Source organism: Mycobacterium szulgai, from assembly GCF_002116635.1.
GTDB lineage: Bacteria > Actinomycetota > Actinomycetes > Mycobacteriales > Mycobacteriaceae > Mycobacterium > Mycobacterium szulgai.
In genome coordinates this window covers 25,783-52,041 of record NZ_LQPW01000017.1, presented here as the reverse complement: position 1 = coordinate 52,041, position 26,259 = coordinate 25,783, and the positions used below count along the sequence as shown (strand labels likewise).

Sequence of the window (26,259 nt, the reverse complement as noted above, 5' to 3'; positions counted from 1 at the left end):
GGGACCGCACGGTGACGATCGACGAGAACGCGATTCAGATGCGGCTGGGCGCGAACATCAAGGCGTGCCGTGAAAAGCTCGGCCTGGCTCAAACCACACTCGGCGAGCGCAGCGGTATCCACCGCACCTACATCAACCAGCTTGAGAACGGCCACAAGAACTTGACCGTCGTCGTGCTCTCGCGCCTGGCCGACGCACTGGGCACCACACCGTCAGCCCTTACCAAGGGCATCCTCAACGAGGAACCCCAGGACAGCGACACCGACGCGACCGGCTGACGCACCCCCACCCGCCGGTGTCACCCTGTCGCGCTGAGAACCCAGGGACGTGAGACTTCCCCTCTAGCCACCTGCGGGTTACACCATCGGTTCGGACGGGTCCGTGGTTCCCGCTGCGCCGGCCGCGGCTGACGGGCCCCAGTAAGCGGATCGCGGCTGGCTCCCGTGGGTCAGAGGGTGTCCTCGCGGGCCTGCCGCCCCTCCGACGCCAGGGCGTCGAGGTAGGCGTCGTGGTAGCGCGTGATGGCGATCCGCTCGGTGGTGAACTGCTCGAGCACACCGGTGATGAGCGGTTGACCGCGCAGCGTTGACGCCATGCGGTCATAGGGCCAGTGTCCGAAGCTCATGAGGTCGATGCCGAGGGTCTGTTGCGGGTATTCGCGGGCCTCGGTAATGTCGTTCCGCACTGCCTCGAGTTCGTTCTCTAGACGGCGCAGAGCCGATGCCGCGCGCCGCAGGTGTCGATCACGTTGTTCCCTCAGCAGCTCCACACACTCGGTCCACGTTGGAATCGTGCTCCGAGGAAAATACACATGCCCGGCCTTCCCCCGGACGACCTGGGGCAGTAGACCATCGGCTGCCATCATCTTGAGAACGTCGATGGGCATGCCACACAGCTCGGAGGCCTCCGACACCTTGGCCAGGTCGGACTCACTCACCGTCGCCACCGGTTTCCTTTAACCCGCCCGCCGTCTTGAGAATGTCTGGCGCGAGCCGGTCCAGAGGGCCACCCGGCAACATCGATGGTGTTGGCGTTTCGGCGATGGCCCTCTCGATGGCACTTTCGATGACGTTGCGAGGGAGAGGCTGCGGTGCGTGGGCGTCAAATGCCCCGGGGTCGCGATCCTCGGGGGCAAGAGTGACAGAAACGGTGACGGGCACGGTTAGCTCAAGCTCCGCGATGTTGTCCTTGATCGCCTGGGTGAGCTGAGCCGCGTAGTCGGAGTATTCGCGTCGCTGTAGCGCGTCGACTGCGACGACTTGCGCTGAGATCGCTTGCAAGGCTTGCTCATAGGCGATTTCTCCGGGGGTGGGGTCGCGGTGGGAGCGGGCTTCTTCGGTCAGTGTGGTTAGCAGAGCGAGGTCGTCCGGGTCGCCTGTCCAGTGCAGGTAGGTGATGTGGAGGTATCCGTCGTCAGTCACCTCGATCCAAGGCTTGTTGGCTAGGCGTGGGTCGTCAGGGGAGAAGGGGCCCGGCGGCAGATCGGTCGGGTGGGGAACCGTTTCGGCGCGCGCGTCAACCTCATTCGCCGCGTCGGCGTAGAGATCGTCGCTGGGGTCGTTGAGGTGATCGAGGATGCTTTCCACCCAGAGGTCGACGACGACGGGTTCGGTGCGGTGGCGCAGCAAGTCCTTGTCGTCGAAAACGGTGGAATTGAGGGTCTGACGCACCATTTCGGCTTCCCAGGAGCCGGCGCGACCGGCTAGCGCGGCCTCGACGCCGCCGACGTTGGCGGCAGCGCCGGCCAGCGCAAGGGTGACGAACTCCGCCCAGTCGATCGGCAGTGCCGCGCGGGGGTCTGGGTTAGGTTCCCACCCGCCCGAACTAGCTTGGCGTATAGGCTGATTGGTTAACCGGGTAGCTTCGGTGAGGACGGCGATGGCGTCCTGGAGGACCTCGGTGTAGGGCCGCGGTTGCGCGGGATGCTCGACGGTGAGATAGCCGGTGTCAAACAGGGCGGCCGAGAGGACATCGCGGTACGCGCGTCCGGTAACCCGGGCAACCGCAGCGAGATTGTCGCGTTCCGGCAGCCTGCGGACACCGTTGGTTCGCCATTTACGCAGATTCTCCCGCGTGACGCCGATCCGGCGGGCAAGCTCGGCCTCGCTGACCCCGTGGGAGTTCCTGTAGCGGTCGATCAGCTCGACGAGGCGAGGGGTTGCCATGCCGGCAAGTATTCTGCGACGATGCGATGGTGTCAACTCTCAGTATGCGCTAGTGCATACTGTTAGTTGACATAATCACTATTATCGGCTATTTATCAGGCTATCTACAAGCTAGATTAAAGGCTATATTAAGAGTATGAAGACAGTTCCTCTCACCGAAGCCAAGGACAAGCTATCGGCCCTCGTCGACGAGGCAGACACGACGCACGAAATCATTCAGATCACGCGACACGGCCGCGTCGCCGCGGTCCTCATCTCCGCCGACGATCTGGAATCGCTCAACGAAACCTTGCACGCACTACGGACGCCAGGCCTCGTTGACGAACTGCACCAAGCCGACGTCGACTACGCCGCCGGTAACACGATGACCGGCGAGGATCTCCGCCGGCGATACGGGCTCATATGAGCGAGACGGGCCAATGGTCGGTCCAATTATCGCCAGCGGCGATTCGGGCACTGGAACGCCTGCCGCACAAGGTCGCGGCCGCGATAGCGGAGTTCGTGACAGCCACCTTGCCGGCCGAGCCGTACCGGCTGTCGAAGCCGCTGCGGTTCGAGTTCGAAGGCTGGCGCGTGGCGCGCCGCGGTGATTACCGCGTGACGTATCGCATTCTCGAGGACGACCGCGTGCTCTACGTCGGCCGCATCGAACACCGCCGCGCGCATGTCTATCGGCGCCCACAATCATAGAACGACCCGCCCCCAATCGTCACCGTGACGAAGTGGTGGCCGTTCTTGGGCCGGGGTCCGGCCCCAACTGGGCCGACGACGCTAGAAGTTTCCTCCTCGTGTGCCCATTGCACTTCCTCGCCTCGCCAACCCACCCACCCACCCACCCACACAAGCAACAACGAAAACATGGCGCATGTTAGTTAATGTTAGTTAAGATCGGGCATGATTTCTGGAACAGAGAACACACCGGCCTTCGCAAGGTTCTTGAAGGACACGCGGGAGTATTTTCGGTTCAGCCAACAAAGCGTCGCCGACGCGGGCGGCCCTCACCGCCAGCTGCAGGCCGCACTGGAGAAAGGCGACGAGCCCGAAGTTAGCTCCGCGGTGTTGTGCATGTTCGATCAGGCCTATGGCTGGCCAGTGGGATATACGCAGGCGGTGGCCGAACTTGGGGCTTACCAGCAGACGTTTGAACAACCACAGGCCTTGGCCGGCGACGAGCACGACCGTAGGGCTCTACTGGACTATTTCGGCCAACCGGAGTACGTCGTTGGTTCTGCGACAAAGACATTCGCCGCGCTGTACCGGCACGCCGAACGCGACTCGCGGATAGGGGCAGCGTATCTGGGTTTCTGTCCTGACACAGGCGAGCCGTGCTACCTCGATGGTCCGGTGTTGACGAATCTGGGCTTCGACGTGCTGTACCCAATGGTGCTGGCCCGCCACGGCGTCACGACAATCGACTCCGGCGTTGCAGACGACGCGACCCTGTCCAAGCTGCGGAATGTGACATCAGGCCACATGGCTGAGGGCCTCGGGCAGAACAAGGTGGAGTGGTTTCGGATCGGCACTAACCGTCCAGAGGTGGCGTCTGCGTCCCCAATCGCCATCGACCCGCTTCTTGGGATCACCACGCTCAGTGCAGCCAAAGACCTGGCAGCCGACTTGCTGCGGATACGCCCGTACGTTCCCACAACCCCCTTGCAGGCTGGCTATACATTTCTTGCCGTTGTCGCCTTTGGCGAAGATACCTTCGCCACCTTGACCGAGCTGAAACGTCAAGGTACTGACCCCTACGCAAGGGATTTCGACGCCCGGTTCACGGCGTTTTGGCAAAAGTTCTACGACCCCAAAGCTGGGCCCGACGTTGCCGAGCCCGACCGGTTTGCCTGCGATCTTCTTGGCGGTGTCATGTTCGGCCGCAGCAACGGGATGGAGATGAGCATCGGTGACTACAGCGGGCAACGGTACCCAAGGTACGACTTCGCCCGCACTGTCAGCCAAGAGTCACTGATGGCTGCAGACCGACCGCCGGCGATCGTCGTCTACGACGGGAAATGCGTGCCAGAGCTACCCACAGTTCAATCCTCGCAATGGAAGACAAGGGCACTCACTTTCTATAACGTCGATCTCGACTCGACCGGAGTTCTCCACCCGACGCTTGGACAGTATCCGTACATGCGGGTAGGAATCACCTCTGCCGATGATCGAGCGATCCTCGCTCACCGCGACCCCGAGATCGCAGGAACGCTTACGCATCGCATCGGCAGGCAAGCAATTTACTGCAGCTCCAATCGAGCGCAGCGGGTGTGGATCCCCGGGCGATAAACGTGGGGAGCTGGCTTTGAAGATCTCAACCTTCGAGGAGGCCACGGATTCCGTACAGTTCGCGTTCGATGGTAGAAACGCCGGTGGGAGGTTTGCAGGTGAGCGAGCCTGAGTCGGTGCCCGACCAGCCCGATGAGATTGCCGGCTACCGTATCGACCGCGTCTTGGGTCGCGGCGGTATGAGCGTGGTGTACCTGGGGTGGCACTCCGTCTTGGGCCAGTGGGCGGCGCTCAAAGTGCTACCCCTGGAACTGGCTGGTAATCCCGAAATCCGCGCTCGCTTCGAACGGGAGGGGCAGACCACCGCTGGGCTGGCACACCCGAACGTCGTGGCGATCTACGCTCGCGGCGAAACCCAGGACGGGCAGTTGTGGATCGCGATGCAGTACGTCGAGGGCACCACCGCCGAGGCCGCATTGCAGACCGGTTCGATGACCCCTGTGCGTGCACTGCGGGTGGTCAACGAGGTGGCCGAGGTACTGGACTACGCCCACAGGTGCGGGATCGTTCATCAGGACGTCAAGCCGTCGAACATCCTGCTGGGTAGGCGCCCGGATGGGCGGGAACGGGTCGTCCTCGCCGACTTCGGCGCAGCCGAGGTCGTATCGGCGACATCGGAGCGCGCGCCTGGAGGCGCTCTCGTTGCTAGTTTCGCTTACACCGCACCGGAGGTGATCACCGGCGAGACCGCCATCGACGGGCGCGCTGATGTGTATTCGCTTGGGTGCACGTTCTTTCGACTCCTGACCGGCTCAGTCCCGTTCCCTGGGTACTCCACTGCCGCAGCCATGGCCCACGCGCACGTGGAGCAAGCCGCTCCAAAGCTCTCAGCGCTCCTGCCCTGGACTCCCCCGGCGCTCGACGAGGTCATGTCCAAGGCGCTCGCCAAACGTCCCGCGGATCGTTACACCACGGCCGGCGAGTTTGCCGCTGCGGCCACGCACGCCTTGAGCCCCTCCCCCCGTCCTTCCCCGACCACCCCCCTGCCGCCGCGCGTATCAGTGACGCCAGTCCCGTCGAGCAGGCCAGCCCACCACCCTGGGTCCAAGCGGTCGATGGTCCTGCTGGGCGGTGCCGCGGTGGCAGTCCTCGTTACGGTGGTGCTGGCCTGGCTGGCGCTTTCCGGCCACGACGACCGCATGGTGACGGCCAGCCCTCCCCCGACGACCCACACGTCAGCACCTTCACCACGAAAGATTCTGCTGCCCAATGGGTATCCGCCCGGCGCGTGCAACCCACAGGCTCCCACGAACGCAAGCGCAGAGGTCATCATGAGTTGCGGGCCCAATCAAGATCCCGGTGGCCCGATCTCGGGGACCTACTCGTTGGCACGCGACGCGCAATCACTGCAGGAAGCATTGGCACATGTCATCGCGACCACAACAACTGTGGTGTGCCCGGGCAACATGCAGTCCCCTGGACCCTGGCGGCGCCTCGCCGACCCGGCGACGCCCAAAGGCACGCTTTTCTGTGGCATCGCCACCGACGGACGACCACTGATCGCCTGGACCTTCGACCCCGACCGGTTTTTGGCCGTCGTGGAATCAGCACCGACCCCCGACGGGGCAGCGCTCAACAACCTCTACGCGTGGTGGGCGTCGCACTCTTAAGCTGGCGTAATCGGTCTCATCTGACCGCCCCGATCGCTGGCCGCGACGTCAGCGTGGACACCCCGGACTCGCCCGAGAGCAACGGATGCAGACGGATGTCGTTGACCCAGGCCGACCCGTGCAGCGCGTGGGCGGACCACAGTGCGATCGCCACAGTGGCCGGGCCCGCCAGCTGCAGCGGCACGCAGCGCTCACCGTAGGCGAAGGTCACTGTGCGCGAATGCAAGTCGGGATAGAACTCGGTGACGTAGCCGAACCAAAAGTCGGTGAACGTCCCGTCTGAGCGACTGCACATCAGTCGCTCGTCGGTGACGATGACAGTGCACAGGCGCTGTTCGCACCATTGTGGGACTTCATCACGCTGGGCCTGCTTGCGGCGTCGACTATTGGCAACCCCTTGCGCCGCAAGCATTCCGGCCATCAGCAAGGGGCTGCCTACGACAAAGGTCGAGGACCGCTGGTAGCTTCCATCTCCGGCAACGAGTCGACTGGAGATCGCCGTGGTGCATAACCGGGCATGCTCGTCGTCGTTGAGGATCGGGCCGTACACGGCGATCGACGGGGCCGGCGCGCCCGAGGTCAACGCGGCCGCGCACCCACGGGCATACTCCCACCAGGGATCGCGGACAACGATTTCTGTGCTCATCTGATCACCATCCCAGCCGTCGCGCTGAATAGCGGGAAGCGTATCTCCCGGGTGTGACAAGCCGTGGTTGGCGTCACGGGCAGCGTCCACGTCGCGGGAGATTGCTCGATGAACATCGGAGGCAGGGGGGAAGCCGTCCGGCCCGTGACGCCGATTCCAACGGTAACACCGCGGCGGGACAGTTCCTGGGGATGTCGACGCCGATCGCTCATGGGGCGACCTGATCAGTCGCGTCGTGTAGCGCAGTGTTCACGCGTAGACTCCTCGCTCGCCCTCACGCCAGGGCGGTGTCACCATGGTGGGCTCGAACGACTTCGGCACTACGACTCATCTATGCCCTCTCCCCCAACGTAGTTCGATGCGTACGGCAGACCGAGGCGTCGGCGTCCATACTGTCATCTTCGATCGTACACTCATTGCAGATTCGCATGTTCATCGATTGCGTTATATGCCTGTTTATCGGTACGCAGGTGGCTGCGCGCAAGGGATGCGGCAACCCGTCCCGGTTTTGCTTCACAGGCTCCGGTCGTCGTCATCGTTGCTGCGCTGGCGGTCCTGCTCGTGATCTGTAGCTTCACGCTGTGTTCGGTATTCGGATGCGCGGTGTCGTTCGACGAGTCGCTGGGCGGCGCGGTAACTCTCGGCATCGACGAGACCGGCGTCGGCGATCAGCGCGGGAGTGGGATTGATGTCCAGCGTCCATCCTGGTTGGCGGCCCGCTTCGAGCATGCGTTCGCGGGCTGCCGCTGAGGCCGCTTGGGCGGCCTCGCTTTGCGCTTCCAAACGGAGCTGGGCGCTGAGGGTCTCGAGTTCGAGGCGTTTGGCGGCTAGCTCGTCGGCGTGCTCGAAGTCCCCGAGGCTGGTGCTGTCGTAGTCGTCGAGCTCGTTTTGTAGGGTCGCGGCGCGACGCTCGAGTCGAGTGTTGAAGTGCGGAATATCCTTATAGGTGTTCTCCATTCGCTGTAAGAGCCCGCGCGCCTTGGTGATGTGGTTGGTTCCGGCGGCTCTGGGCAAAGTGGCGAACAGGTCGGCCTCCTCGATACCCACGGTGGTCGACGGCACATCTAGAGTAAGTTGCAGTTCGCCTTTGAGGTGGCTTCGTCGCGCGGTGATGCTGATTCCGTTGAGGGTGGCGTCCAGGGGTCGGGTGCTAAAACTGGACTTGTCCCTGAGCGCGGCGTAGGCGTCGCGGCAGGCCGCAGCGAACGGGATGGCTGCTTCACTACGTTCGGCATAGGATCGGCCGCCGACGACGACAGTGGGCGCTTGGTCTGCGTGGGCGGCGATCTTCTCGAGCACGGGTTCAAGAATGTCGAGTTCTTTTCGGGCTCGTGTGAGTTCGCGTTCGGTGTCTCGGCGTTGATGTCGGCGGCGGGCTGCGGCATCGCGGTGGGCGGATTCGAGCGCGGAGAGCCGTTTGACGTCCTCGGCGAGTTGGACTTGCTTGATGTAGCGGGGGTCTCCGGTGGCGATGGCTTTGGTTTCGGCCGCGGCACCGGAAATATCTCCTCCCCCGAGGTCCTCGATTTCGTCGATGTCGACTTCGCCGCGTTTGATCTGTTCGATGAAGCGGGCCTTGGCTTCAACTTTCTGCCACATCACCGTGTCGTAGGACCCTTCGGTGACGTAGTTGACGATGTCGACCTCGGGGTTTTGGTTGCCTTGTCGAATGATTCGGCCCTCGCGTTGTTCGAGGTCGGCCGGCCGCCAGGGAACATCGACGTGATGGAGGGCTCGCAGCCTGGTTTGAACGTTGGTGCCGGTGCCCATTTTCTCGGTGGACCCGATCAGCACCGAGATCTCGCCTGTCCGGCATCGCTGGGCCAAGTTGAGCTTGTCGGCCGGTTTGACCGCGTCGTGGATGAACGCGATGGATTCTCTGGGCATGCCGCGGGCGACGAGCTCGTCGCGAATCGCGGCGTAGATGGTGAACTGGCGAGGGTCCTTCGACGGTGTGCCGCGGTCGCAGAACACGATCTGGAAGGCCCCTCGGATCGGCATCTCTTGCCCGGTTTCGGGGTCGCGGTAGATGTTGTCGATGTTGGCGCGGTACAACGCCATGATGTCGTCGGCGACTTCGGTGGCGCGCGAGATCGCCGGCGGGTCCAGGTTGGCCAGGCGTGGGTCCAAGGACACGTTACGGCCGTCGTTGGCGATCTTGAGCTGGTTGTCCTTGTCGGGACGCTTGGGGTCGAGGTGATCGAGACGCCAGCCCAAGTCGGTGATGAAGTCCTTGACTTCCTGGGAAGGGGTGATGCTCACAACCCGTCGGCGGTCTCCGGCCAGGTGTGGTAGTTCAACGGGGACTTGGTCGCGGGTGACGACGTCAGTGAAGATTGACGACAGGGCCAGCAGTTCGGGGAGGTTGCAGAATTTTCCGACCCTGGTCACCGTCCGCAGGCTGGTGCCAGTGGCGTTGACTTCCACGCTGCTGACCGGGGCGGTGAAGGTCGCACCCCAGTCGTTGATGTCGGCGACGCCGGCGGCGGCCAGCAGATCCGGGCGCAGGTAGTTTTGCATGACCCAGAGTTCGCCGAGGGAGTTGGCCACGGGGGTGCCGGTGGCGAAGGTGGTGACGCGCTCGACAACCTGGTCGGGGCGCAGGCCGGCGGCGCGGCCCTCGTCGTGGCGGCGACGTCGAAGTACTTCCAGTTTCATGGCGAGGTCTTCGGCGCGCTGCGCGGCCGCCGGGCATGACAGTTCCTCGATATTGCTCAGGCGCCCTTTGTTTTTGTACATATGGGCTTCGTCGATAAAAAGGTAGTCGCCACCGGTTTCTTCGAACTTCAGGCCGGTGTCTTTCCGCTCCTGCTTGGTCAGGTCGCTCAGGCGCGTCGCGAGCCGCTTCTTCTGCTGTTCGACGCGCTTCTTGCTGACTGAGGTCTCGGCGCGTTCGGCGTAATTCTCTAGCTCGTCGAGCTGGCGTTGCACGTAGTCGACTTGGGTGTCTTCACTAACGCCGATCGCAGTAAACAGGCTTTGGGGCATGATGACCATGTCCCAGTCGGTGGTGGCTGACTGGGCGACAAAGCGCCGGCGCCCGTCGGGGTCGGTGCCGGCGGTGCCGAGAAGAATGCGAGCTGCCGGGTACCACTGGGCGGCTTCGCGGCCTACTTGTTCCACGATATGGTTGGGAACCACGATCCATGGCTGCTTGCACAGGCCCAAACGCTTGAGTTCCATCGCACCCATCAGCATGGACCCCGTCTTCCCAGCACCGACCGTATGATCAAGCAGCACAGTGGGTTCGGCAATGATGCGGGCGACGGCGTCTCGTTGATAGTAGTGCGGTTCGAACCGGTCCGATAGACCCGGCAGGGTGAGTTTGTTGCCCCGATGTTTCGGGGCAACAAGGCTGTTGAAACGCTTGTTGAACTCGGCGACCAGTTCCTCGCGACGCTGCTCGTCATCAAAGATCCACTTCTGGAACTCGTCGGTGATCTTGGCGGCTTTAGCTTGGGCAGCGAACGTCGCTTCGAAATCGATGCTGGGGCCACCGGTTTCAGCCACCTCCTCAGCGGGGCGGTGGACGGTGATCGCTTTAGAGTTACACAGCGCATCGAGCAGCTCGATCGCGTCTTTATGGGCGGTACCCCACGTCTCGGTCATCAAGACCGATTCACGTTGGTAGCGTGCGCATTCCACCGACCAGGTGCCCCCGACGTGGTCGGCGACCACAGTGGGGGCGCCGAAGGTTTCGCGGGCGAACTGGGCGACGTATTTGGCGTCGATCCACGGTGCGCCCGGGCGAGTCTTGATCTGGGAGGCTTCTTTGTCGCGCGGAACCACCTCCCGCAGCGCGCTGACGCAATCCTGGTAGGCCGGATCACGCTGGGCCGCGGCAGTGGCGGCAGCCAGCTTCTCGCGGACGTTGCCCGACAGCGCGGTCGCTGCCGGGACTAGCTCGTCGGGATCATCCAGCGACGGGTAGGCCAGTCCACGGAGTTGTTCTGCGGCGACGGCCTGATCAGTGCCCAATAGATTTGCGATGTAGGCGATGTCGATGCGCTGGTGCTGGTCGATGCTGATGGCGAGAGCATCTTCGATGGTGGCGGCGGTGTCCGGGACGGCACGGACATTGAGGACGTCAACGGAGAAAATCGGAGCTTTGAGTGCCTCGCCGGTTTGTTCGTCGAAGATCTCCAGGGCCGCGACGTTGGCCCACCGGGGATCGTATTTCATGCCGCCATCAAGATGGGGGCGCCGCTTGTAGGGGCTGGCGGGCTCCCACGCTTTCTGCGACCAGTCCTCCAGCAGGTGCTCGGGAACGGGACCGCGGTAGGGCACCCCTTCGGCACCACGGGCTTTGCGCCACGATTCTTCGACCTTGGCGACTTTGCGGTCGTGAGCCTCTTGGGTCGGGGGCGCAGGATAAATCCATTTGAAGCGGTTGATCGGGCCGTGTTTGGCGACATAAGAGTCGTAGAGCTTGTTGAGGTGCGCGCGCAGCTGCTCGCGCACCTCAAGGGGCTGATCGTCACGTTGGGAGGCGATGACCGCGGTCGCAGCGTCGCGCAGTTCGATCAACGAACGGGTCTCGCGCAGACGGCTTTTCGGGGTGCGTTGTTCTTCCCAACTGTGGCCACTCCAACGTTGGATGCTGTCGGTGGGTGGGTAGTAGCGCAGTGTGTCCATGGGTGGCTGGTCAACGCGTTCGGCGGCGGTGAACAAGCCGGCGTCAAAGACGCTGTCATCGACCTCGATGAGGGAGTCCGCGGTGGCGGTCAGCCCCTTATCGTGAGTTAGGGCGTATTCGACGATGTCGGACAGGCGCTGACGTACCTGCTGCGCCAGGGCTTCACGGGTGGGCTGCTCCCCCACGACTTTGAGGGTGGGCGAGCCGTGGATCCCTTGGCCGAGGGCGTAGGCGCCCAGGACGTGGTCGGGATGGTTGAGGAAGTACTCATTGACGTGGAAGGCGTCGTCGGCCTTCTGGGCGCCAAAGACGTTGCGGTCGACGAGGTGGGCGATGTCTTCGAAGGGAATATCTTCGGTGTCGATCCAGCGGGTCAGGTCGTCCTCGGCGGCTTGACCGGTGTCTTTGCGGCGTAAGACCAGGATATCGGTGACGACTTCGGTGCCGGCCACACGCTTGAAGGCGCTCGACGGTAGGCGTAGCGCGCCGATGAGGTCGGCTTTGGCGGCCATGGCGCGTCGCGCCCGGGAATCCACGCTGTCGAGGGTGTAGCGGCTAGTCAAGACGGTGACGTAGCCGCCGGGGGCGGTGAGGCTGATTGCCTTGTTGATGAAGTGGTTGTGGATGCTGAATCGGCCCGGATTGTGGGCGGGGTCGACCAGGGTGAAGTTGCCGAACGGGACGTTGCCGATCGTGGCGACGAATGATTCGGCCGGGACGCGGGTGGTTTCGAAGCCTTCGGCGCGGATCTGCGCGTGTGGGTAGAGGGCGGCGGCGATGGCGGCGGTGACGGTGTCATTATCGACGCCGACCATGACCGCGCCCTTGGGGGCGAGGCCGATGAATGTTCCTGCCCCGCAGCCCGGTTCGAGGACTCGTCCATCGTGCATCCCGGCCTGGCGCAGCGCATCCCACATGGCCGCGGCGATGAGCGGGTCGGTGTAGTGGGCGTTGAGGATGCTCGCCTCGGCGGCGCGGTAAGCATCGGGGCCCAGCGTTTGGCGCAGCTGTTCGCGCTCGGTGGCGTAGGTGTCGTTGCGGCGATCGAAGAGCTCGGCGCAGGCGCCCCATCCTGACCAGGTCGCGAGCACCTCCTTCTCGGCGGTGGTGACGGGGCGTCCGTCCTCACGGTTGAGCCGCTCGAGGACGTCGATGGCAGCGAGGTTGGCGTGGATGCGCGCTTTGGTCCCCGAGGGCACCCGGATTTCGGTGCTGAGCGTAAACGGTTGCGCCGGCTCCTCGACGTGAACAGCGGGGATCTCCGGCGCTGGCGGTTGTGATGGCACCAGCTCTGCGGTAGGTGCTTGCTGCGAGCTGGGGATGTCGGTAGACGCGCCGGTCCTGGTCGCGGCCACAGCCGCCGTGGTCGGCACTGGTGGCACATCGGTGGCCGACGGCGGCGCAGCGGGAGTCGCCGGTGGTCGCGCCGCTGGCAGCGGTGTGCCGCCGGGATCGATCGTGGCGGGGTCTGTGGGTTGGTCGAAGTCCTCGAACAGCGACAGCTGGGGCTCGGGCTCAGTTACTCCACGGGGTAACCGTCGGCCCGAAGATCCTCGTACACCAGGGGCGCCAGGTCGGTGGCCAGGGGATGCTGAGGACCGTCCGGAACCGGGAGTTCGTCCTCCAGTCGGGCGCTGAGGAGGTAGGCCGCCTTGATGCGGAACATCACCGAAAACTGCGGGGCGGGCCACACCATCTCGGTCAGCGCTTCGATCCGCTCCCCCGGCTCGCTGCGATACCGCGCGTCGTTCCACCGCTGATTCCACGGCACCTGACTGGGCGGCAGCGGCTGATGCAGAGGCGGGTCGAAGTCCACCGTCTGTTCCGGGGGCTCCGGAATCTGATCGTAGAGTTCCTGGCGCACGACCGCCTCGCGGGCGTTCTGCAACGCTGTCTGGCGTAACTTCACGGTCGTTTGATAGTCCGGATGCTGGCCGTGGCGTGCGGTCCATTCCTGAATCGACGACGCCGCCAGGTCGTCGGCCATCTGCGCTGCCAACCGGTCCAGTCGGGCGGTCTCCTCGCGCAGAAACCGATTCTTGTGCTGCGGTGTCCAGTCCTGAGGTAGCTCCAGCCACTGGCGGTACACCTCGTTGACCGCCTGGCCCATCCACTCGGTCACTGGTGTCGTCAATCTCCTCGAAGCTGAACAAATCTGGCTGTTGGTCGCCGTTTTGGCGGGACATAGTGTTCTCCCGATGCCGCTAGTCATGAGTACATCTCCTGATCTGCGGCATCGGCGGAAATAGCCGTGCCCGTGCCCGGTGAGCGGGCCGGCAGGACTGCCCTGCTGGCTGGCCACCTGAATGCCCTGCGTAGGGCGCCGACGTCATGTTGACGCCGGGAAATTTGCGCGGTGTTGCGGCGGGGTCAAGTCTTCGATGACCAGATGCGCCTGTGCCAGCGCTTGATCGATATCCCTCGCCTGCTGGTTGAGGGTCTCTTGCTGACGTTCGATGCGGGTCTTGAGCAACTTGAGCCGGTCCACGATCGAATGGATCGGGACTATCGCGGGGTGCGGTTTCACCTCGATACGCCGATTCACGGGCTTGCCGCCTTTAAGCGCAGCCAACGCCGAGCCGGGCTCCCACATCAGGTGGGTGTCGATGCGCTCCAGCGTTTCGGCGTTGGGGCTGTACCCACGCTTACCCATCGTTGCCAGGGTCGTACGTCCCGGGCCGCCGACAGCGGCCAGGCGGCTTTTGCTCATCTGCAACTCCAGGAGCCGCTTCTCGATCCACATGCGCAGATTTTCGTAATCGTCCTCGGCGTCGCGGTTAACGACAGGCCCTTGCCGCTTGCCGACGCTTGCCTCACGTGTCTTGGGTTCCGAGCCGTACATCGTGGCGTGCGCAGAACCGGGTAGCCAGGACAGAAGTTCATCGAGTTTGGACAACGTGCTGCGGCCGGGGATCCGGTCATCTTTACCGAGGAGGTTCAGCGTCGACCTCGACACCAAGCCGAGCTTGCTCGCTTCCAACTGGCTCATCCCTAGCTCGGCGAGCCGCACATTCATGTACTTGGCCAGGCGCTTCACGTCAGGCTCCACAGTGCTGCTGGCAAGCATCTCAACGTGGCTTTCCGACAGCCCGGTCTCGGCCATCACGTAAGCAATGGGATGGCCGTCGCTGAGCAAGGACCGCGCCAAGTCGGCGGCGGCGTCCTCGTCTAACGGCGCGGCGGTGATGATGACCCTCCTGATGTGCCCGTGGTCAAGACCCCGATGCTGGAATCGTACATCTCCCAGTATGACACCGGTAGAACAACAGCGGCATCAGCGCAACACAGGCATGTTTACGTCATTTAAGCAACTGTTTTAGGCGAAAGCCTCATAAATCTCACAGCAGCGCACCCACGATCTGGCCTTCGTTGATTAGACGTGCTCGGGCGAAACCTTCGGGGTGCTTGTGACAGCGCTAACCCTGGACGTTCGTGTGCCGCAGGTGGCATACTTTCGTCAGGAGCAAGGTACGGATTCTGCGGTTTCGGCCCCACGATCTGTCTGACCCCGGTTGGTGGCTACGGCGCGCCGGGGTTGCTCTGCTTTTAGGGGCAGTTCAGCACCCGAGTGATGTGTTCGATCGGTTCCAGCAGATCCTTCTCCTGGTGAGTGATGCTGCGCCGGACCGCGGAGGACACCAGATCCGGAAGCCAGAGCAACTTTTCGTCCCGCGGAGAAGCCTGCTTCAGTTGGCACTGACGGCAGATCACCTTTTCCGCCCGCAAGTCCTTGACGATCTTGGCATCGAAACTGCGCTCATGTTGCGTCTCACGCTGCTCAAGCACCATCAGGTGAACTTCGCCGACCAACGGCTGCGTCCCGGTGCACAGGCTCGCGGCGAGCTGCCCGAAGCACGCACGGCGCGCAGCGTCTCCGCCGTCATCGCCCAGGGGCATTCGGCAGGACACGATGCACACTTCGGTGCCGTTCTCCTCACCCAGGTACTGCGCCACCTCTACTGCCTGCCGGCGCCCGTCCTCGGTGAGAAGACTGTCCGTCGTGTGCCAGAACCGGTCACCCACGACGTCGACGAGGCCGTCGCGTAGCGGCTCCAGTTGGTCGCGATGGGCGACCACGGCCGACATCAGGTAGAAGGTCCGCCGGTTGGCTCCCAGCTCAAAGCTTTCGTCGAGGAATGCGACATAGCCGCCGCGTGCACGCCGGTACGCATCGGCCAGCAGGGTCACGGCGCCGCTCTGCTGCACCCACGCTTTACTCGCCACTTAGACACCGTATTTCGACGCGGGGACGGTTCGGCCCGGCCAGCCCGACTGAGCTACCCACGGTGTGACGGGTGGACTCGGGCGGCGGCAATCTGTTTCAACTCCTCGGTAGACAGCAAGTAGTCGTCCCGGCGGGACCCTCGGCCGCGGGCGTCCTTGATGCGGCGGTACTCAGCGAGCATGCGCATGTAGGCGCCGAGTGTCCGGTGGTGGGAGTTGCCACCACCGTTGCGTTCCAGCTGAGGTCGCAGTTCGGTCCATCGATCGTCAGTCATCAAAAACTCGACATAAGTAGCCATGTGGCTTTCGAGCTTGTCCTGGTAGTCGAAACCCTGGAATTCCAGCTCGTACTCCAGGTCTTCGCTGACCGGCGTTCCCTTCTTCGCCAGCCTCGCGATGCTGTAGGTGATCACGCGGAACATGTCGAGGATGTCGAGGACGCGGTCGCAGTCGAGCTTGGACAACTCGGTCCGGAACCCAGCGACTTCCCTCCAGTACTCCCCGGTGAAGCCTTTCTCGATCACCTCTGCACGCTGAAGCTGATACGCCTCGTCCCCGTCTTCGCCGTTGGCATCTTCAGGCAGCACACGCGCCAGGATGCGGTGCAGCAACGACAGCACTTGCCGGTCGGCGATCCGCATGGTCTCCGGCGCCGGCTCACCGTCGTAGTCGTCCGATGGCCGGTAGTCGGGGGGAACGATCACCTCCAGGAGGCGATCGCGGACGTATTCGCTCAGCGTGAGCCCCTCGGCGTCAGCCAGATTCTTGAGCTGGTCGCGGATCCGATCCTCGACGCGGATGTTGATGACGGCCACACGGCGCTCCTGTCTGTATGACACCACTATAACATATGTCATACACGAACACGCGCGTCGCGGAACCGCACGGCTTTCAAATGCTCCGGTAAACCGCACACCGCCTCACATCTACCCATAGAACGGTAGAACGGTAGAACGGTTAAAGGCGGATTCTGCCCTGGTTCGAGGTCTCCGGCGCCGCCTCTCGGATGGCCGCAACGACTTCCTCCGGGGTCATGTGCCGAGCCAGGTACTGCACCGCGTAGCGGATGACCGCGCTAGCCGAGGTGACCTTCGGCTTGCCATATCGGCCAGCCTCGATCGTGCGGCGAATGAAGCGATCCTCGTCCATTTCGAGGTACGCCGTAGTCGGGATCAGCTCAGAACTCACCACACGATCTGCTGCCGGACGTTTCTGTTGCTGACGCCGGACCGGGGCCGCCGCCGTACGCGCCGGCCCCGCGGGAGCAGCGGGCACCGGCGAGTCCGCAGCTGGCGCAGCTCCGACCGCCTCGGGTGCGGGTGTGGGTGAGTCTTCGACCTCCGCGGCGGCCTCAGGTGCCCACGGAAGCTTGACTGGAGTCGACCGAGCAGGGTGCAGCGGCGGGGGCATCTCATTGCCAACCCGGGAACCCTTCTTCTTGTCGCGGGCCGCCTTCATCATGTCCAGTCCACTGGTCATCTCGCCGCGTACTCCTTCACATATTCACCGACCATCTTGTAGCGCTCCGCCAGGAGCCGTAGCGGCTTTGCTGGCGGGTCCTCGGAAGTGATCGCAATGCGCTTCGTGCGCTTCGGGAGATCGCTCACCAACGGAATCGGCGGAGCCACCTGCACCTCATTGTTCTCTACGATCTGGTCGAGTCTCCTAAGACCGATCCCTGATGGGATTGGACGCACCTTGGTCGGCAGAACGACGATGGGATAGTCAAGCATTTCATCGACCAACTGCTCCAGGCCGCGTAGATCAAGCAAGTCCAGAGTGGTGGGCGCGAGGACGACATCGGCCACAGCCAGCGCACCGTGTGTATGCTCGGCGGCTCCTGGGTGGGTGTCAACGACGACCCACTCGGTGTCCCACTCGGCCGCCCACTTCAGCAGAGCCTCGGACATCTGCTCCCGGCTTGGCGCCTCCCTATCAAGGTGCGGATGCCCAGGCACCAGGCGGGGCTTTCGGTATCCCTTGAGCGGTTTAGGTGTCCGACCACTCTCTAGAGCATCAAGGATCGGGACGCTGACACGGTCGAGCGGGCGATCCCCCCAGATCGACGTGACGCCGGCGATGTCGTGTTCCAAGTCAACCAGTACCGCGTCAAGTATGTACGCAACCTCGTAAGCACTGGTGCTCTTTCCCACGCCGCCCTTGCGCGAATGTGTGACGAGAATCTTGGCCATCGTCCTTATGTCCTTCTATCGAAAATTACTTTAACCGATCAACCGATCAACCGATCAACCGATCAACCGATCAACCGATCAACCGATCAACCGATCAACCGATCAACCGAATGCTCAGTATAGCACTTGACCGCACTAGCGAAATAAGGATATCACAACGATTTGATCATACGCACTATCGTTCTAATGTTTTACACAATAATATGTAGACGGATCTAACGTTGTGACGTTGTAATGTAGAATTGCTCTGGTCGAAGTTTTGCCCCCCGTGACCATGGCCGAGACCGCTACGCTGGGTTTGCTAAAGAGTGATACGTCACGGTGACTATTTGACGGCGGGGGATGGGTGCTGAACAGTGTCATGCCACGCGAGACTGTCTCACAAGTCGATACTGACGGTACCGAACATAGAGCCCCTTCGTCCCAGCGTCGAATGCCAAACGCTAGTGAGAACCAGAGTTTTCAACGACTTGGACCCCCCGCATTCGGCTCCTCCGCAACCCCCGCATCGCAACACCCGAGCGCGATCATCACGCGGAATTTGGCGGCCGACCTAGCCGCGATCACCGATCTCATCCAGCTGCGGTGCCGCTCCACACCACACAACTCCTTACCCGCTACAGAACGCGTGTCATCGATCACCTCTCGTTACGACCCCACCTGACCCCCCGGCGCGTTCTTGTCCAGCCCCGACTACTGACAACGGAACTGGTCACCTCGGATTTGATAAGGGCCGCGGGACGCATTTCGGGGTGCTGAAGAGCTGCTAACTTTTGGTGCTGACTGCATCGTTTAGTGCGCGCAAGGAGATGAACCGTTGAGTGCTGCTTTAAGAGCTGTGATTGCCATCGCCGTGCCGGTATGCATGGGTGGTGCGGTATCGGTGCCCGTAGCATCTGCGGACGAATCGGTGATTCACCAATTGGGCACCCCCGCCCAATTGGTGAACGGTGATGTGGTGCAGGCCTGGACGATCACGAATCTCAAGCCAAGCACGGACTCCATCCCCTATCCGGTAGCCGGAACGCTCTGGGAGGCAGCCGCGACCGATGTTGCGGTGAATGGCACGGTTCAGCCTGTGGTGTCCAACCTTAAAGCCAGGGCCCACAGCGGCCAGACCTACTGGGTGCTGTTCGGCGTAGCAACGCCGCAAGGGGTGAACCCGGCCACGTTGAGCCAAGGACAACAGACCACCGGAAAGGTCTACTTCGATGTCACGGGTGATGTGCCGGACAGTGTGGTGTACAACGCTGGCGGTCCGGATCTCGTGGTGTGGGTGCAGCCGCCGCCCTCGTCGACCCCGCAGAACGCGTCATCAGGCTCGGGAACCCCGTCGGGTGCTATGACGGGCGGTGCGACGGCGAGCACGCCTGCTGTTCCGGGCAGTCAGGGGACACCTGCGGCCCCGGGTAGCACGGGAACCCCTGTCGTTCCAGGTAGCGCGGGCACCCCTGTTGTTCCGGGCAGCCAGGGGACACCTGCGGCCCCGGGTAGCACGGGAACCCCTGTCGTTCCAGGTAACGCGGGCACACCTGTTGTTCCGGGCAGTCAGGGGACACCTGTGCCCGCAATTACCAGTACGCCCGTCACGTCGGCCGCGGCCCCCAGTCCCACCAGCAGTTGCTCCAGCGGGGACGCAAACTGCTCCCCATCTCCTGATAACGCCGCCGCTACGCCGGCGACAACCGTCGCCCCCTCTTAGCGGCTGAGCAGTTCGCGTAGTCGCTTTGCCCCGCAGCCCATCACGAACACATTTTCACCCTCAGCCCGAACCACAACCTTGACAACATCATTGCCCTAGCTGGATTCATCGACCCTGCCCTCGCGGACTACATCCGAGGCAACCAGCAAGTGACAGCAGTAACCAGCCGGTACAGCAGCCAGGTCCTACTGCAGCCGTCGGAATGAGACAGATCTGTACCCGTCTCATTTCTCTAGTAATGAGACGACCGGAGCGGGCCCGGAGAGCGCCGTATGGTTGCGCTCACGCCCATGACGCCGCCTCCTAACCCCCAGCCTCCCGGCAACGACACCGGTGCACCCGATGACTGGCCAACCCCCTAATCACTTATCCGCATGGGCATTTCGCTGCTTGTACTTCACAAACCCATCAACGGCTTGTTTCGTCACGCCGAGCTGAGCGCCGATCCACGTCGTACCGCGGCCGCCGTCGATCGGGAGCGGCGCCGCCGTGCGGCGCCGCTCCCGTGCATCAGTGAGTTCATCAGTCAACTGCCCGACCTTGCCATCCCAGATGACGCTGACGCCTTCCTGGGCCTTCCCTATCACCATCAGATGGCGGGGAGTCGCCGCAGGAGACGGCGAACCATAGGTGTCGCGCAGCGGGCTCAGACACCGCGCCCGGTGTATTCGCGTCGCACGGCGTGCGTCCTCCGCGTTACCCGGGTGTGAGAATTCGTCCGCCGAGCATGGTGAGGACTAGCTCGATGGCGTTGTCGTCGGCGACGAGTTCGTCTGGTGGGCCATTGGCCAGAGCGATGTCCCAGAGCGTGCTTTTCACGTTGGACGGCTCTACCGGCATGGCGAGCATGATGGCGTCCATGCGTGCTTGGTCATGGACGTTGTAGCGGTCTTCCAGCCAGGCGTGCCACTGATCGCGTTCGGCCCGGTAGCGGGTTATCCGGTCTTCGCGCAGCACATCGGTGTGGTGGGCGTCGGCCAGGCTGTCCAGGCTTGTCGGGCCGGTGGCCACGGTGCCGCGGCCTGTCTTGATGAGCAGACCCGCGATGTTCAGGGTGCTGAGGGCCTCATCACCTGCGCTGTTGGAGACCGCGGCGGCGGCGTAGAGATCCGCCCGATTGGTGAGCCCGTGGTAGGCGACGAGTTCGTAGATCCGCCTGAGGTGGTGGCCGAGGACGGACCAGGCGTCGTGTACTGGCTCGATGCGCACACGCTGGATAGCGGCTCTGGGGGGCCTGATCTGCGAGGGCTTGGTCAGCGCGTAGGTGTCGGCTTCGACCCCGACGCCGCGGCGCGTGAGGATCAGTGGTGCGCCTGGGCGGTCTCTGATATCTCGCAGAACCCGCCAGACGGCGTCCTCGCTGAGCAGGCCGGTGCCGAGGGAGAGGTTCCTGCCGCCGACTCCGATTACCCACACACCGTTGATTTGTTTCCCGGCGCGGTCGGCATTGCTGGCTAGCGATTGCAGGACGGAGTGCACGGTCCAGCGGTAGCGCTTGCCTTTGAATTCGATGTCGGCCCAGTGGAGGGCGGTAGCAAGCCAGGTTCTCAACGAGGAGGGACCGCAGGGTCCGGTTCCCTTTAGCCCCCCCTGTGAGTTCTTTGTCTTGTGCTGCGGGTGGCGGTGTTTGAGGAGGTTGTTGCAGATCCAGTTCAGGGCCTTGGTGAAGTCGCGGTCGAGCGCGGTGTGGGCGTGGTGGCGGTAGCGGCTGTAGGCCTGGCCGAGTCCGTGATGCCAGGGTCCGCCTGGTGCGCTGAGTGCGGTGATGCTGGCGCGGCTGTGTCCGCGGGCGATTGCGGCGGTGAGTACTGCCATGCGGGCTTCGGAATGGCTGTCCCATTGTCGTTGGCCGGTGGGCATGGTGCCGTATTGGGCGTACTGGATGAGATCAGGGTGCAAGGGGTCATCACGTATCCAGTGCGTTGCGAGACGCTGGTCTGCGCCGTCGCCGGTGCAATAGTCGGCTGGGGTGGTAGCGCTTCGGCTGTTTGCTGCGGCGTGGACGGGGGTGGGCCGGGGTTTGAGGGCGCCCAGCAGCTCGTAGAGGCGCGGCAGCAGCGTTGGTGCTGATCTGGTGGTGAAGGCGTCAACCGCGGCGTCGAGGGGGCCGTCGAGCTGGCGGTAGCCGCCTTGCTTTGCCGGCGTTCCCGGGACGCTGAGGCACCCAGATTCGGCGTTGGTGTTAGGAGTTTTGTCCAAGGTGGGCAGCCTGGCCGCCAGCATCTGGACGAGATGGTTCATCTCGTCGAAGCTGGCTGTGGTTCCCACGGCCAGCGGGCACCAGAGGTGTGCGCCGGTAGGGGAGTGGTCGGTGACGATCACCCCGCCGCAGCGGGTGATCCATTCGGCGGCGGTGGCCAGGTCGGCGTCGACCGCGGCCCGGCCGCCACGGGAGTCGTCGAAATCCAGGGCAAGCAGGTGGGTGCGTGCTTTGGGGGTGTAGAGGTAGGTGGCCGCAGGCAGGTGAGGCAGCCGCTTGGTGAGTTTCGCGGCCCGGCTGAACTTGCCGATCTCGTTCTCGTAGACGCGAATTGAGCGCCGCCCGGGGGCACTTAGCAGCGGCGCAAGTGTCTGCCAAACCTTCTCCGGACTGTCGGAGCGAGACGAACCGCCTGTGGGCGCGCTCATTGCCGAAGCCCCGGCAGAACCTCACCGTGTGAGTTCAGCAAAGCTATAGAGGGCACCGACTGTGGCCGGCAGGCGGCGTGCCACCATGCCCGATGCGTCGTTGCCTGCGAGACGCAAGTGAGCTGGGTAAACGTTTGGACACGGTTTACACATTTCGTGTCGTTCATTGTTCTGTTGACAGGAAATGCGCTACCGTGAGAGCTGTCGTGCAAAGACAGTCCCTTCGGGGAATTGGGTGTGAGAACCTGAAGCCGAGTTGGCCCTTGACTTCAAACTCTCGACGTGGCCCCGCTTAGGCGGGGCCTTCGTCATTTGAGCGGTTCTCCGCACACCAGCTATTCAGATGTCACATATGCCCGGCGCAGATTCAAGACATGGCGTCCCTATGCGGGGGGAGCCGGGCGGTGTGTGTCACATCGCCAGCGGCAAGCCCTCCTTCTGGACCTCGGTATCCCGTACGAGCTCGGGGTAGCCCATGTGGTGACAGATAATGTCCGCCAGGTATGTCGATCGTTCGATGCCGAGATGTAGGTGGTCGACGTCGATGAGGTCGGCGACTACGCGGGGGGGCCGCACTTTGACGTGAGGTCCGATCTTGCGGTCCTCGTCGCTGAGTTGTGTTTCTCTGGCGGTTTCGAATAGGAGGCGTTGCGGAAGGCGGCGCATCAGGTCGGGGCGGTCGTAGTGGAACACGATGATGTCGGTCAACACAGTGGCGCGATCGACGCCGTGGTCGGCTGCGATGGTGTCGACGGCCCGCAGGACAATCCCGGGCAGCGTGGCGGTCATGATGGCGCGGTCGCCGAGTGAGGGACGACCCGTGCGACCTCTTCTACCAACTCCAGTCATGGGCCTGATCATGCATGGCCGATTTCTGGAAACGGCTCCGACACGCCGGGACCCTCGGAGGAAACCGGTATTGCCGGAAAAGCCAGAGGCGCGGGGGCTCGCTCAAGGTCACGTGGATCCTCTTCCATGCTCGGTGTAGCCCAGTGAGACAGTCGCGGCGTAGGGACAAATTCATGCGAATCTTGCGCACCACCTAGAGATGCTACACACTAGGCAGTGAGTAAACGCATCTAATGCAAGGTGACGAGAAAGTGGGAACAACATGGCGGACTCGATTTCCCTGGACACCGATGCCGCAGCCCAGGCCGCGGCCGAATGGGCTGCCTATGGTGATGCGGTGGAGGCTCACGGTCAACGCCACCACATGACCCTTGCGCAGCTTCAGGCCACGGTGGGTGACACCTATGCGCCGTTCGTCGCGGCCAAGCACGCCGAGATGCAGGCGCGGGAAGCGGCCTACCAGCGCGTGGCAGAGCATGCGCGCGGTCACGCACGGCGCCTGAGCAACACCCGAGCGATTTTCACCAACACCGATGACGAGTCCGCAGCGCGGATCAACAGCGTCGTGGACGCGTAGATTCGCCACCATGGATCTGTGGGTCGATCCGGACGGCTTGCGGGCCGATGCCGGGGCGCTCGATGCCTCCGGGCACCCGAATGCCCCGGCCTCGGTGTGTCAGGCCGCTGCGGGTGACTCTGTATCTGCTCACCTGTCCGGGGCGCTGTCGGCGTGGTCTCATTCGCTGCATCTACTGCATGAACATGCTGGACAACAGCGTGCCATTGGTGGGATGGCCATCGCTGGCACCGCCGCCGATCTCGCCGGCACCGACGACGAGAATGCCGCCGCGATCGGCGGGATCATGGATGGGTCCGCACCCATGGCTGGTGGTGCACCGGCAGGCCCGTCAGCCGGGAACCTTCCAGCACTCCCGGCCCCCTCACTGCCCACCATTCCGACCATGACAACACCGCCGCCAATGTCCGCGGAACAGGTTGCTGCGCAAGTGCATTCAGGCCCCGGACCCCAGAGTCTGCGCACCTTCGCCACCAATATCCGCAAAACTCTTGCCCCAAGTGTTCTGCGTGCCGCCCACGAGGCGCGCCGCACCGGCACGTCGGTCGCTGAGAACTGGGTCGACGGCCAACAACGAGCGGCCACCAACATCGCCAGACACGCCGACTGGCTGGAGTCCAGTCTTCACCCGCAGATCCTTGCGCTGGCCCGCGCCGCTGACGATGTAGCCACGCACACCGAGACCTTGATCCGGAGTACACCACGCCCCGAGGAGTTCACCGATCTGCGTCAGCGCCTTCAAGTCGCTCTGGCCAACTACAACACCAGCGGGGGAGCCAACGCAGCTCAGGTGGAGGCGCTGTCAACAGAATTGAGCAAAAAGCGTGCCGCCGCGATGAGCGCCATGCAGGGTTTCTCCACCGCGGCACCACCGAGGGACGCGGGCACCATAGTGGAGGCGACTACAACGCTGACGACCTCGGCTCCCCAGATCATCCCCCGTCCGGCGCTGCCGCGGCTCCGGGCAATCCCACTCAGGTGGCTCCGCTGGCCGGCGCCGACCCGAATTCGGCGAGCATGCTCGCCCAAGTAGCGGGGATGATCATGGGAACGGGCACGGGTGCGGTCGGTCAGGTCACCCACGGCCTTGGCGGTGCGTCGCCGCTCTCGGCGCTGTCGAGCCTGTCCTCGCTGCCCGGTATGGGCGGCGGAATGCCTCATATGGGCACCCCGGAGATGCCGATGCCTGATACCGGCGGCTCTGGTTCACCATCCGATGGCGCAGGCAGCGACTTTGGCAGCGGCGGGACCAGCCCCGCCGGAGGGGCCGGCGACAGCGGGGGAGGCGGTGGCGCTGCGATGTCGAGTTCTAGCCCCGCCGTCGGACCGTCCGTGGGCTCCGGTCTCACTGTCGGTTCGCCCACCGCGGGCGGGCCCACCGGGGGCGGGCCCAGCGGTGGCGGGCTGGGCATGATGCCGCCGATGATCGGCGGCATGGGCGGCAAACAGGATGAGGGCCGCAAATCCGAGGAGCGGCGCCGCGTCGTCGAGCGACCCATGCCCAACACCGAACCCGTTTTCGGTGAGGTACGTCGTGAGACGCGGCGACGCCGCGCCCCAGACAAGAAGACGTAATCAACATCAAGGGGAAGTCGTTGCACCGCAACGCATATCGCAGTTAAGGGAGAGAAGACGATGGTCACGCGAGCTGAGAAGTCCTCAGAGATGATCGACAAACTGCTAGACGCTATCTGCCGGTGGGAAAACAAGGTGGCCGCGTTCACCGCGACCGGCGACCCCGACGATGACATCGTCTTGACCCATGACGGGCGAGGCCGACTCATCGGCTGCGATATCCGCACGGGCCTGCAAGAAGAACTCACCGTCGGTGAGCTCGAAGACGCCATGAACGACGCCATCGCCAAAAACGCCGAACGGACATACGCGGGAATCCAAGCGATGGCCGCCGAATTCCGTGAGGAATTTACCCAGATCCCCGAAGAGTTCGCCCAGCATCCAGTGGCCGCAGAATTCGCAGCGGCACTGCGCGGCGTGGGCTAACCGTCGGAAAAATACGCGTCAGCGCAGGCAGTTACCATTTTTCTGAGCAACAGAAAGGGACTACGTCAGATGGCCGCAATCCATACAGACGTCCCCGAACTGGGGTCGACCACCGGAGGGTGGTTTTCTGCTGCCCCCACGCAGCCCACAGTGCACCCGATCTGCACCCCCGGCACTGATCCGCTGTCGGTGACGTTGAGTGCGGCAGTCGCCGACTGGCCCGCGGCTCACGAAGCCCTAACCGCCATGAGAGCCACCGACGTCAACGGAGTGGCCACTGCCAACGGTGGCACTGCGGCAATCATGACCGGCAGCGACGAAACCAACGCCGCACGAATCAGCGGAATCGAGGTCTAAGACCATGACCGACCAGCACACCTACCCGCCTCCCGTGGCGACCTACCCAGGCCGTGGCGCCATGCCGCCCGCACCGCCGACCCCACCGATGCCGCAGTTCTACCCCGCGCCCGCACCGCGGAAGCGCAGGGGCGGCAACATCGCGGCGGTCATCGGAGTTGCGGTGGTAGCCGTGCTCACCGCAGGCGTTATCGGTGGTCTGATCGGCAACCACATGGCGACGGGTACCACCGCAGCACCACCGCCACCTGCCGCGGCCCCGCCGGCACCGACCGCCGAGCAGGTCAAAGCCTCCACCATCGACCTATGCACGCGCTTTGCTGCTGGTTACCGAGCCATGCCATCACCGCAGAGGAGCACCGGGGACATCCTTCCGAGCTACAATTATATTT

25 protein-coding genes are annotated in these 26,259 nt (G+C 63.5%); 11 read left to right on the top strand and 14 right to left on the bottom strand.

Going from position 1 to position 26,259, the window contains the following annotated elements; genetic code table 11:
* Window positions 1-11 precede the first annotated feature (11 nt).
* The gene (locus AWC27_RS04580; RefSeq protein WP_225723104.1) at window positions 12-278 is read left to right on the top strand and encodes a helix-turn-helix domain-containing protein; all 267 of its coding nucleotides are present in this window, start codon (window positions 12-14) and stop codon (window positions 276-278) included.
* Between the two features lie 170 nt (window positions 279-448).
* Here AWC27_RS04580 and AWC27_RS04575 read toward each other — a convergent pair whose 3' ends face one another.
* A complete protein-coding gene (locus AWC27_RS04575; protein ID WP_245846847.1) occupies window positions 449-937 on the bottom strand; it encodes a DNA-binding protein in 489 nt (162 codons plus the stop codon).
* The gene (locus tag AWC27_RS04570; protein WP_085669413.1) at window positions 930-2,165 is read right to left on the bottom strand and encodes a helix-turn-helix domain-containing protein; all 1,236 of its coding nucleotides are present in this window, start codon (window positions 2,163-2,165) and stop codon (window positions 930-932) included. The genes AWC27_RS04575 and AWC27_RS04570 overlap by 8 nt, the downstream gene beginning before the upstream one ends.
* Before the next feature lie 136 nt (window positions 2,166-2,301).
* Between AWC27_RS04570 and AWC27_RS04565 the strand changes: the two genes are divergently transcribed.
* From AWC27_RS04565 to AWC27_RS04550, 4 genes are all read left to right on the top strand, one after another.
* Window positions 2,302-2,571: a type II toxin-antitoxin system Phd/YefM family antitoxin gene (locus tag AWC27_RS04565; protein WP_036449215.1), complete on the top strand. Its 270-nt coding sequence runs from the start codon at window positions 2,302-2,304 to the stop codon at window positions 2,569-2,571.
* Entirely contained in the window at window positions 2,568-2,855 is a 288-nt protein-coding gene (locus tag AWC27_RS04560) for a type II toxin-antitoxin system RelE family toxin (RefSeq protein ID WP_085669412.1), read from the top strand. The genes AWC27_RS04565 and AWC27_RS04560 overlap by 4 nt, the downstream gene beginning before the upstream one ends.
* 375 nt (window positions 2,856-3,230) lie before the next feature.
* Window positions 3,231-4,445 (top strand): hypothetical protein, encoded by a 1,215-nt coding sequence (locus AWC27_RS04555; RefSeq protein WP_139836768.1) that lies wholly within the window; start codon window positions 3,231-3,233, stop codon window positions 4,443-4,445.
* A gap of 98 nt (window positions 4,446-4,543) precedes the next feature.
* Window positions 4,544-6,055 carry a serine/threonine-protein kinase gene (locus AWC27_RS04550; protein WP_245846846.1) on the top strand — a complete coding sequence of 504 codons (1,512 nt, stop codon included), beginning with the start codon at window positions 4,544-4,546 and terminating at the stop codon, window positions 6,053-6,055.
* Between the two features lie 16 nt (window positions 6,056-6,071).
* On the opposite strand, the gene AWC27_RS04545 is transcribed toward AWC27_RS04550, so the two are convergent.
* The 8 genes from AWC27_RS04545 to AWC27_RS04510 form a co-directional block, all read right to left on the bottom strand.
* Window positions 6,072-6,701, bottom strand: coding sequence for a hypothetical protein (locus AWC27_RS04545; protein ID WP_139836767.1), 630 nt, complete (start codon window positions 6,699-6,701; stop codon window positions 6,072-6,074).
* 513 nt (window positions 6,702-7,214) lie between these two features.
* Complete coding sequence (locus tag AWC27_RS04540; protein WP_139836766.1) at window positions 7,215-12,710, bottom strand: helicase-related protein; 5,496 nt, start codon at window positions 12,708-12,710, stop codon at window positions 7,215-7,217.
* A 146-nt stretch (window positions 12,711-12,856) separates the two neighbouring features.
* Entirely contained in the window at window positions 12,857-13,459 is a 603-nt protein-coding gene (locus tag AWC27_RS04535) for a hypothetical protein (RefSeq protein WP_225723101.1), read from the bottom strand.
* Between the two features lie 207 nt (window positions 13,460-13,666).
* Window positions 13,667-14,443, bottom strand: a complete 777-nt coding sequence (locus AWC27_RS04530) for a hypothetical protein (protein ID WP_139836765.1) — start codon at window positions 14,441-14,443, stop codon at window positions 13,667-13,669.
* A 440-nt stretch (window positions 14,444-14,883) separates the two neighbouring features.
* A complete protein-coding gene (locus AWC27_RS04525; RefSeq protein WP_136624773.1) occupies window positions 14,884-15,561 on the bottom strand; it encodes a hypothetical protein in 678 nt (225 codons plus the stop codon).
* 53 nt (window positions 15,562-15,614) lie between these two features.
* Window positions 15,615-16,400 (bottom strand): YfbU family protein, encoded by a 786-nt coding sequence (locus AWC27_RS04520; protein WP_245846845.1) that lies wholly within the window; start codon window positions 16,398-16,400, stop codon window positions 15,615-15,617.
* Between the two features lie 118 nt (window positions 16,401-16,518).
* Window positions 16,519-17,040: a hypothetical protein gene (locus tag AWC27_RS29890; protein ID WP_139836764.1), complete on the bottom strand. Its 522-nt coding sequence runs from the start codon at window positions 17,038-17,040 to the stop codon at window positions 16,519-16,521.
* Window positions 17,037-17,753 carry a ParA family protein gene (locus tag AWC27_RS04510; RefSeq protein WP_085669405.1) on the bottom strand — a complete coding sequence of 239 codons (717 nt, stop codon included), beginning with the start codon at window positions 17,751-17,753 and terminating at the stop codon, window positions 17,037-17,039. Before AWC27_RS04510 ends, AWC27_RS29890 begins: the two co-directional genes overlap by 4 nt.
* Before the next feature lie 838 nt (window positions 17,754-18,591).
* Here AWC27_RS04510 and AWC27_RS04505 point away from each other — a divergent pair.
* On the top strand, window positions 18,592-19,455 hold the full coding sequence (locus AWC27_RS04505; protein WP_245846844.1) for an MPT63 family protein: 864 nt from the start codon (window positions 18,592-18,594) through the stop codon (window positions 19,453-19,455).
* A 362-nt stretch (window positions 19,456-19,817) separates the two neighbouring features.
* On the opposite strand, the gene AWC27_RS04495 is transcribed toward AWC27_RS04505, so the two are convergent.
* The 3 genes from AWC27_RS04495 to AWC27_RS04485 all read right to left on the bottom strand — a co-directional run bounded on the left by AWC27_RS04495 (window position 19,818) and on the right by AWC27_RS04485 (window position 22,872).
* The gene (locus tag AWC27_RS04495; RefSeq protein WP_085669404.1) at window positions 19,818-20,045 is read right to left on the bottom strand and encodes a hypothetical protein; all 228 of its coding nucleotides are present in this window, start codon (window positions 20,043-20,045) and stop codon (window positions 19,818-19,820) included.
* A 106-nt stretch (window positions 20,046-20,151) separates the two neighbouring features.
* Complete coding sequence (locus AWC27_RS04490) at window positions 20,152-22,083, bottom strand: hypothetical protein (protein WP_085669403.1); 1,932 nt, start codon at window positions 22,081-22,083, stop codon at window positions 20,152-20,154.
* A 411-nt stretch (window positions 22,084-22,494) separates the two neighbouring features.
* Entirely contained in the window at window positions 22,495-22,872 is a 378-nt protein-coding gene (locus tag AWC27_RS04485) for a hypothetical protein (RefSeq protein ID WP_085669402.1), read from the bottom strand.
* A gap of 322 nt (window positions 22,873-23,194) precedes the next feature.
* On the opposite strand from AWC27_RS04485, the gene AWC27_RS04480 reads away from it, so the two are divergent.
* From AWC27_RS04480 to AWC27_RS04460, 5 genes are all read left to right on the top strand, one after another.
* Entirely contained in the window at window positions 23,195-23,509 is a 315-nt protein-coding gene (locus AWC27_RS04480; protein WP_085669401.1) for a hypothetical protein, read from the top strand.
* A 10-nt stretch (window positions 23,510-23,519) separates the two neighbouring features.
* The gene (locus AWC27_RS04475) at window positions 23,520-24,542 is read left to right on the top strand and encodes a PPE domain-containing protein (protein ID WP_169726713.1); all 1,023 of its coding nucleotides are present in this window, start codon (window positions 23,520-23,522) and stop codon (window positions 24,540-24,542) included.
* On the top strand, window positions 24,488-25,084 hold the full coding sequence (locus tag AWC27_RS04470) for a hypothetical protein (protein ID WP_085669399.1): 597 nt from the start codon (window positions 24,488-24,490) through the stop codon (window positions 25,082-25,084). The genes AWC27_RS04475 and AWC27_RS04470 overlap by 55 nt, the downstream gene beginning before the upstream one ends.
* A gap of 60 nt (window positions 25,085-25,144) precedes the next feature.
* The gene (locus tag AWC27_RS04465) at window positions 25,145-25,510 is read left to right on the top strand and encodes a hypothetical protein (RefSeq protein WP_139836763.1); all 366 of its coding nucleotides are present in this window, start codon (window positions 25,145-25,147) and stop codon (window positions 25,508-25,510) included.
* Window positions 25,511-25,579: 69 nt separating this feature from the next.
* Window positions 25,580-25,867 carry a hypothetical protein gene (locus AWC27_RS04460; protein WP_136624780.1) on the top strand — a complete coding sequence of 96 codons (288 nt, stop codon included), beginning with the start codon at window positions 25,580-25,582 and terminating at the stop codon, window positions 25,865-25,867.
* A 99-nt stretch (window positions 25,868-25,966) separates the two neighbouring features.
* Here AWC27_RS04460 and AWC27_RS29885 read toward each other — a convergent pair whose 3' ends face one another.
* A complete protein-coding gene (locus tag AWC27_RS29885; protein ID WP_139836762.1) occupies window positions 25,967-26,167 on the bottom strand; it encodes a hypothetical protein in 201 nt (66 codons plus the stop codon).
* Between the last annotated feature and the right edge of the window lie 92 nt (window positions 26,168-26,259).

Bases quoted from the DNA above. Each gene is read 5' to 3' on its own strand.
- AWC27_RS04570 (WP_085669413.1), bottom strand. From the start codon at position 2,165: ATGGCAACCCCTCGCCTCGTCGAGCTGATCGACCGCTACAGGAACTCC.
- AWC27_RS04565 (WP_036449215.1), top strand. From the start codon at position 2,302: ATGAAGACAGTTCCTCTCACCGAAGCCAAGGACAAGCTATCGGCCCTC.
- AWC27_RS04560 (WP_085669412.1), top strand. From the start codon at position 2,568: ATGAGCGAGACGGGCCAATGGTCGGTCCAATTATCGCCAGCGGCGATT.
- AWC27_RS04555 (WP_139836768.1), top strand. From the start codon at position 3,231: ATGTTCGATCAGGCCTATGGCTGGCCAGTGGGATATACGCAGGCGGTG.
- AWC27_RS04545 (WP_139836767.1), bottom strand. From the start codon at position 6,701: ATGAGCACAGAAATCGTTGTCCGCGATCCCTGGTGGGAGTATGCCCGT.
- AWC27_RS29890 (WP_139836764.1), bottom strand. From the start codon at position 17,040: ATGACCAGTGGACTGGACATGATGAAGGCGGCCCGCGACAAGAAGAAG.
- AWC27_RS04510 (WP_085669405.1), bottom strand. From the start codon at position 17,753: ATGGCCAAGATTCTCGTCACACATTCGCGCAAGGGCGGCGTGGGAAAG.
- AWC27_RS04495 (WP_085669404.1), bottom strand. From the start codon at position 20,045: ATGGTGATAGGGAAGGCCCAGGAAGGCGTCAGCGTCATCTGGGATGGC.
- AWC27_RS04490 (WP_085669403.1), bottom strand. From the start codon at position 22,083: ATGAGCGCGCCCACAGGCGGTTCGTCTCGCTCCGACAGTCCGGAGAAG.
- AWC27_RS04485 (WP_085669402.1), bottom strand. From the start codon at position 22,872: ATGACCGCCACGCTGCCCGGGATTGTCCTGCGGGCCGTCGACACCATC.
- AWC27_RS04480 (WP_085669401.1), top strand. From the start codon at position 23,195: ATGGCGGACTCGATTTCCCTGGACACCGATGCCGCAGCCCAGGCCGCG.
- AWC27_RS04475 (WP_169726713.1), top strand. From the start codon at position 23,520: ATGGATCTGTGGGTCGATCCGGACGGCTTGCGGGCCGATGCCGGGGCG.
- AWC27_RS04465 (WP_139836763.1), top strand. From the start codon at position 25,145: ATGGTCACGCGAGCTGAGAAGTCCTCAGAGATGATCGACAAACTGCTA.
- AWC27_RS04460 (WP_136624780.1), top strand. From the start codon at position 25,580: ATGGCCGCAATCCATACAGACGTCCCCGAACTGGGGTCGACCACCGGA.
- AWC27_RS29885 (WP_139836762.1), bottom strand. From the start codon at position 26,167: ATGGTGGAGGCTTTGACCTGCTCGGCGGTCGGTGCCGGCGGGGCCGCG.